Annotated in this window: 5 protein-coding genes and 1 pseudogene; all 6 read left to right on the forward strand. The window is 65.4% G+C overall.

Annotated elements, in window-relative coordinates; all coding sequences use genetic code 11:
- Positions 1-446: pseudogene (gene ileS / locus AUC71_RS19745) on the forward strand (isoleucine--tRNA ligase); the annotation flags it as partial.
- Between the two features lie 6 nt (positions 447-452).
- Positions 453-968, forward strand: a complete 516-nt coding sequence (gene lspA / locus AUC71_RS13915; RefSeq protein ID WP_069624716.1) for a signal peptidase II — start codon at positions 453-455, stop codon at positions 966-968.
- A gap of 34 nt (positions 969-1,002) precedes the next feature.
- Complete coding sequence (locus AUC71_RS13920; protein WP_141701719.1) at positions 1,003-1,602, forward strand: hypothetical protein; 600 nt, start codon at positions 1,003-1,005, stop codon at positions 1,600-1,602.
- A gap of 195 nt (positions 1,603-1,797) precedes the next feature.
- Positions 1,798-3,228, forward strand: a complete 1,431-nt coding sequence (locus AUC71_RS13925; protein ID WP_083238404.1) for a M16 family metallopeptidase — start codon at positions 1,798-1,800, stop codon at positions 3,226-3,228.
- On the forward strand, positions 3,225-4,598 hold the full coding sequence (locus AUC71_RS13930) for a M16 family metallopeptidase (protein ID WP_069624718.1): 1,374 nt from the start codon (positions 3,225-3,227) through the stop codon (positions 4,596-4,598). The genes AUC71_RS13925 and AUC71_RS13930 overlap by 4 nt, the downstream gene beginning before the upstream one ends.
- 75 nt (positions 4,599-4,673) lie before the next feature.
- Complete coding sequence (gene mutL, locus AUC71_RS13935) at positions 4,674-6,476, forward strand: DNA mismatch repair endonuclease MutL (protein ID WP_069624719.1); 1,803 nt, start codon at positions 4,674-4,676, stop codon at positions 6,474-6,476.
- Positions 6,477-6,549 lie beyond the last annotated feature (73 nt).

The raw sequence follows: 6,549 nt of genomic DNA on the forward strand, positions 1-6,549 counted from the left end.
TGAGCCGGTTCCCGGACGTGCCGGGCGAATGGGCCGACGAGGCGCTCTCCACGAAGTGGCGGAAGGTGCGCCAGGTGCGCCGGGCCGTCACCGGCGCGCTGGAAATTGAGCGCAGAGAGGGCCGCATCGGCTCGAGCCTTGAAGCGGCGCCGAAAGTCTATGTCTCGGATCGAGACTTGCGCGAGGCCCTTGGCGGCATCGATCTCGCCGAGATCGCCATCACCAGCGGCGCGACGCTTGTCCCTGAGGAGGGACCGCGAGAGGCCTTCCGGCTGGAGGACGTGCCGGACGTGGCCGTGGTCTTCGCGCGCGCCAAGGGCAAAAAATGCGCCCGCTCCTGGAAAATTCTCTCCGACGTGGGCGCTGATCCGGAGTTCCCCACGCTCTCGCCCCGCGATGCCGAGGCCGTGCGCCAGTACGATCGGCGCACCGGCCATACGGGATAGCGCGCCATGTTCCGTCACTGGCTTTGGGGACCCTATTCGCCGCTCGGGCTTATTGTGGCTCTGCTCACGCTTGTGGCCGACCAGGCCAACAAAGCCTGGATGCTTTATGTCTATGACATCGGCGCCAAGCAGACAGTTACCCTGACGCCGTTCTTCGACCTCGTCTTGGTTTGGAACAAGGGCATCAGCTATGGGCTCTTGCCCCAGGACAGCTCAGCGGGCCGCTTGGGGCTGATTGCCTTTGCCATCGTCGCCAGCGTGGCGCTCATTGTTTGGCTCGCCCGCATCACGGCGCCTCTGACGGCCGTTGCCATCGGGCTGATCATTGGCGGGGCTCTGGGGAATGCGATCGACCGGGCGGTTTATGGCGCGGTGGCCGATTTCTACGCTTTTCACGCCTTCGGCTTCGAATGGTACGTCTTCAATATCGCCGACGTGGCCATAGTTGCCGGGGTTATTGGACTTCTGTATGACTCAATATTCGGGGGTCACAAAAAGGCCGGAAACCCCTCCAAAATGTAAACAAATCCGGGCTTGCCGGATTCGAGGGGGAATTTTGGGGCACGTCACCGCCAGAACCGCTGCAAACCGGGCCGCAAAGCTCGCCGCCATGCTTGGCTGCGTGGCGCTTCTTGGCGGCTGCGGCGGTGTCGAGTTCGAAGGCAAGGTCTTCGACTATATGGGCGTCTCCGGCGACCGCCAGGAAGCCGATGTGCGCATGAGCGAGCGTCCGCCGCTTTTGGTGCCGCCGAACCTCCAGAAACTGCCCCAGCCCACTGAGGGCGTCTCCGTGGCCGCGAACCGCCAAGACTGGCCGGACGATCCGGAGAAGGTGCGCAAGCGGATCGTCGAGGAGAAGCAGGCCAAGCAGGCCGAGGTTGAGATCGAGGCAGATCCCATCAATCCTTATGCGGGCAAGGAAACGCTGCTCGATAAGTGGTTGGGTACCGACGAGACCGTGGAGGAGGCCGTCCCGGATGTGCCGGAACCGGACGCCTCGGACCGGATCCCCGACACCAGCGTCGCTCAGTCGCGCCCGGCACCGCATGTTCCTGAGGCGCCGTTGCCTAATCAGAACAACGAGGCCTTCAGGCCCGCCACACCCGACAGCTACAACAGCATCTCGGACGGCGAGAATCGGAACACCGGATTCTAGGGAAGCCGTTAACCAAGCCTCCGGCCCGGAGCGGCCGTTCCGGCGTTTGGCCGCAATCTTGCACCTCCAGTTTTCTTGAAATACCTGGTCCGAGGCCCGACATCTGGCGCATGGGGTAGCGGCTTGTTAAGATTAGCATCCCGCGCGCCAATGCCCGCGTCTCCAATCCTCTGGCCTCGCTGAATGGTGGTATGGATGCTAGATCAATGGACCGCTGTGCTCCGCTTCCGGACCGGCCTGGTCGTAGCCTTGATGAGCCTAATAATGTCGGTTGCTGCTGTTGCCGCTGAAAAAGCCCCCTCGGAGAAAGCCTTCGAGTTCACCCTGGCCAATGGCCTGGACGTCGTGGTCATCCCGGATCACCGCGCCCCCGTGGTGACTCAGATGGTCTGGTACAGGGTTGGCGCCGCGGACGAGCCGCCGGGCGTCTCCGGCATCGCCCATTTCCTCGAGCACTTGATGTTCAAGGGCACCGACCAGATCCCCACCGGACAGTTTTCCAAGATCATCGCCCGGAATGGCGGCGACGATAACGCCTTCACCAATCACGATGTCACGGCCTATTTCCAGCGCGTGGCCAAGGACCGGCTGGCCACGGTGATGGAGATGGAGGCGGACCGCATGGCCAATCTGCGCCTGTCCGAGGAGGACGTGCGCACCGAGCGTGATGTCATCCTTGAGGAGCGCCGCTCCCGTGTCGACAACGACCCCGGCAGCATCCTCCAAGAGCAGATGATGGCCGCGCTCTACCGCAACCATCCATACGGCATCCCCATCATCGGCTGGGAGCACGAGATGAAGGAACTCGACCGCGCCGATGCGTTCGCCTTCTATCGCCGCTTCTATGCGCCCGAAAACGCCATCCTCATCGTCGCCGGCGACGTGGAGCCGGACGAGGTGAAGGCGCTCGCCGAGAAGACCTTCGGCAAGATTCCGCGCCAAGGCGAGGCCATCAAGCGCGAGCGGCCGCGGGAACCCGAGCACGATGGCTCGGTCACGGTAACCTTGGAAGACCCGCGCGCCGGCCGCACCACCGTGCAGCGCTACTATGTGGTTCCGAGCTATGCCTCCGCTGAGCCCGGCGAAGCCGAGGCGCTCGATCTCATGACGCGGATTGCCGCTCACGGCGCCACTGGCCGCATCTACAAGCGGCTGGTCATGGAACAGAAATCGGCGGCCTCCGCCGGCGGCTGGTACAGCGACTCCGGCCGCGATTCCGGCCGGGTCGGTTTCTACGCCATCGCCGGCGAGGCCCACACGGCCGAGGAGATGGAGGCGGCGATCGAGGGCGTCGTGCAAGAACTGCGTGACAAGGGCGTCACCCAGGACGAGCTTGATCGGGCCCGGGCCTCGCAGATTGCCGAGTTCGTCTACAATTCCGATTCTATCTCCCGCATGGCCCGCCAATATGGCTGGCGTCTCGCCGTCGGGATGAGCATCGAGGATGTGGAGGACTGGCCCGAGCGCCTCAAGGCCGTCACCGTGGACGATATTCGTGCCGTGGCCCGAAAATATCTGGTCGAGGCAAACTCGGTCACAGGCATTCTCAAGCCGGAACCCGAATATACGAGCAGCATCGGCGACAAGCCCGCGCAAGCGGCGGCCGGCGACGGCAAGCGCGGATGACGGTTCGCTCTTCGCTTTTTGCCGGCACCATGGGGCTGTGCGCGTTGCTGGCGGCGTTTGCGCTCGGCGCCACGCCCGCTGCGGCTCAAGGGAGTAAAATGAAGATCCAGGAAGTGACGAGTCCCGGCGGCATCAAGGCCTGGCTCGTGGAGAGCCACGTCAATCCGCTGATCGCGATCCGCTTTGCTTTCGTCGGCGGCGCCTCTCAGGACGCGCCCGGTAAGGACGGTCAAGCCTATTTCGTCACCTCCATGATGGACGAGGGCGCGGGCGAGCTCGACGCCTCCGCCTTCCAGGAGCGCGAGCAGGCACTCGCCATGCGCATGGAGTTCGATGCCGGCCGCGACGTTATGCTCGGTAACATCCAAACGCTCAGCGAAAACAAGGACGAGGTTTTCGATCTCGTGCGGCTGGCCATGTCGAAGCCGCGCTTCGATGAAGACGCTCTCGAGCGCGTTCGCGCGCAGATCCTGGCGGGGCTCAAATTCGACGAGAATGATCCGGAGACCGTGGCCTCGCTGGCCTGGGACCGGCTCGCCTTCCACGATCACCCCTATGGCCGCCCCGTGAAGGGCACCATGGCCTCCATCGCCGCCATCACCTCCGAGGATCTGCACGACTATGTCCGCCGCGTCTTCGCTCGGGACAAGCTCGTGGTCTCGGTGGTCGGCGACATCACCGCGGAAGAGCTCGGCCCGGCCCTCGACCAGCTGTTCGGTGATCTGCCGGAACGCTCGGAGTTGGTGCAGGTGGCCGAGGCGCGCCCGCCGCTTGGCCCCACCCGCGAGGTCATCATCATGGACGTGCCCCAGTCGGTGGCGCAGTTCGGCCATCGCGGCATCGCCCGGGACGACGACGATTTCATTGCGGCTTACGTGCTGAACTACATCATCGGCGGCGGCGGCTTCTCATCGCGGCTCATGGAAGAGGTGCGCGAGAAGCGGGGGTTGGCCTATTCGGTCTATTCCAACCTTTATCCCTATCAGCACGGCGCGGTGTTCGTCGGCAATGTCGCCACCAAGAACGAGGCGGTCGGCCAGTCTCTCACCGTGATTCAGGACGAGCTCTTGCGGCTTGCGGAGCAGGGGCCGAGCGATGAGGAGCTGGACAGCGCCAAGTCCTATCTCACCGGCGCTTATGCGTTGCGCTTCGAGTCCTCGTCGAGCATCGCCAGCCAGCTTCTGTGGATCCAGATCGAGGATCTCGGCATCGACTACATCACCAAGCGCAACGCGCTGGTGGAGGCGGTGACCATGGACGACATCAAGCGTGTGGCCAAGCGCCTGCTGGCGGCCGACCAGCTCATCACCACCATTGTCGGCAAGCCCGTCGAGCCGGCCGAAATCATCCCCACCGGCGCCCCCGGCTAGGGCTCGTCTCCCGGTAGAATCGGCTAGAGTGACCGCTCCGCCGGCGTTAGGCCCGGTGGCGAACGGAGGCAGGGCATGGCCATACGTCAGCTGCCGCCGAACCTCATAAATCGCATTGCCGCGGGTGAGGTGGTCGAGCGGCCGGCCAGCGTCGTCAAGGAGCTGGTGGAGAACGCGATCGATGCGGGCGCGTTCCGGATCGACGTGACCGCCACGGCCGGCGGCTTGCAGCTCATCCGCGTGGCCGATGACGGCGCCGGCATGGGCGCGCCGGACCTCGAACTTGCGATCGAGCGCCATGCCACCTCAAAGCTCGCCGGCGACGACCTCTCGCACATTCTGACCTTGGGTTTCCGGGGCGAGGCGCTGCCTTCGATCGGCGCCGTGGCCAGGCTCTCCATCACCAGCCGCGCACAGGACGCTAAGGAGGCCTTCCAGATCTCCGTCGACGGCGGCCGCAAAGCCCCATTGAAACCGGCGGCCCGTGCGGCCGGCACCGAGGTCGAGGTGCGCGACCTTTTCTACGCCACGCCCGCGCGGCTCAAATTCATGAAGTCCGAGCGCGCGGAAGCCGCGGCGATCTCCGATCAGGTCAAGCGTCTGGCGCTCGCCCATCCCGAGATCGCGTTTTCTCTCACCACCGGAGACCGCACCACGCTGCGCCTCGAGGCGAGCGCGCCGGGTCTGCTCGACCACGGGCTGGCGCGGCTCGGCCGTATTCTCGGTGCGGATTTCGTGGAGGATGCGCTTGCCGTGTCGGCGTCGCGCGGCGCGGTCGCCGTCGAAGGCTTTGCCGGGCTGCCGACGTTGCACCGTCCGAACGGGCTCAACATCTATCTCGTCGTCAATGGGCGTCCGGTGCGCGACAAGCTCATCGCCGGCACGGTGCGCGCCGCCTATGGAGATTTGGTGCCGCGCGGCCGTTATCCCATGCTGGTGCTGTTCCTGGACGTGCCGCCGGACGAGGTGGACGTGAACGTCCATCCCGCCAAGACGGAGCTTCGTTTCCGCGACGCCAACGGCGTACGGTCCTTGCTGATCGGCGCGCTCCGGGATGCTTTGGGCGCCGCGGGTCACCGCGCCACGGGAAGCCTCGCTCAAGATGCGCTGAACCGCATGGCGCCGCCTTCGGCGATGCCGTCGCCGCCCTCAGGCGCGGGGAGCTATCAGAGCTATGTCCGCCCCCGGCAGGGGGGCTTCGCCGACCGGGACCAGGCCCCGCTCGAAGGGGTCGCGGCGCCGTCCGCCGACATGCGCGGCGCAGCCGCCGAAGACGAGACGCCGCCCTCATACCCGCTGGGTGCGGCCCGGGCGCAAGTGCAGGACACCTTTATCATCGCCGAGACCGGCGATGCGCTGGTCATCGTGGATCAGCACGCCGCCCATGAGCGGCTCGTCTATGAGCGGCTCAAAGGGGCGCTCGCCAATGGCGGCATCAACCGGCAGATGCTGCTCATCCCCGACGTGGTCGAGCTCGATGCGGATGCCACAGCGGCGCTGCTTGCGGCTTCGGACGAGCTTGAGCGCTTGGGCTTGGTCATCGAGCGTTCGGCGCCCGGACCGGTCGCGGTGCGCGAGGTGCCGGCGCTGCTCGGCACCTGCGACGTCAAGGGATTGCTCGTCGATCTCGCCGGCACGCTCATGGAAGCCGAGGACGGCGACGGCGCCCGGATCCTGAGTGATCGCTTGGATCACGTGCTGTCCACCATGGCCTGCCACGGCAGCGTGCGCGCCGGACGGCGCCTATCGCCGCAGGAGATGAACGCGTTGCTCCGCGACATGGAGCAGACCCCGTTCTCCGGCCAGTGCAATCACGGCCGCCCCACCTATGTCGAGTTGAAGCTCACCGACATCGAGAAGCTGTTTCAGCGCCGCTGAGACGCTCAAAGCTCGACCCGTTTGGTCCCTTCGTGCTCGGTCACGCATTGGGCAAGCGCGGCGATGGCCTCGC

This window comes from Methyloceanibacter marginalis, assembly GCF_001723295.1.
Taxonomy (GTDB): Bacteria; Pseudomonadota; Alphaproteobacteria; order Rhizobiales; family Methyloligellaceae; genus Methyloceanibacter; species Methyloceanibacter marginalis.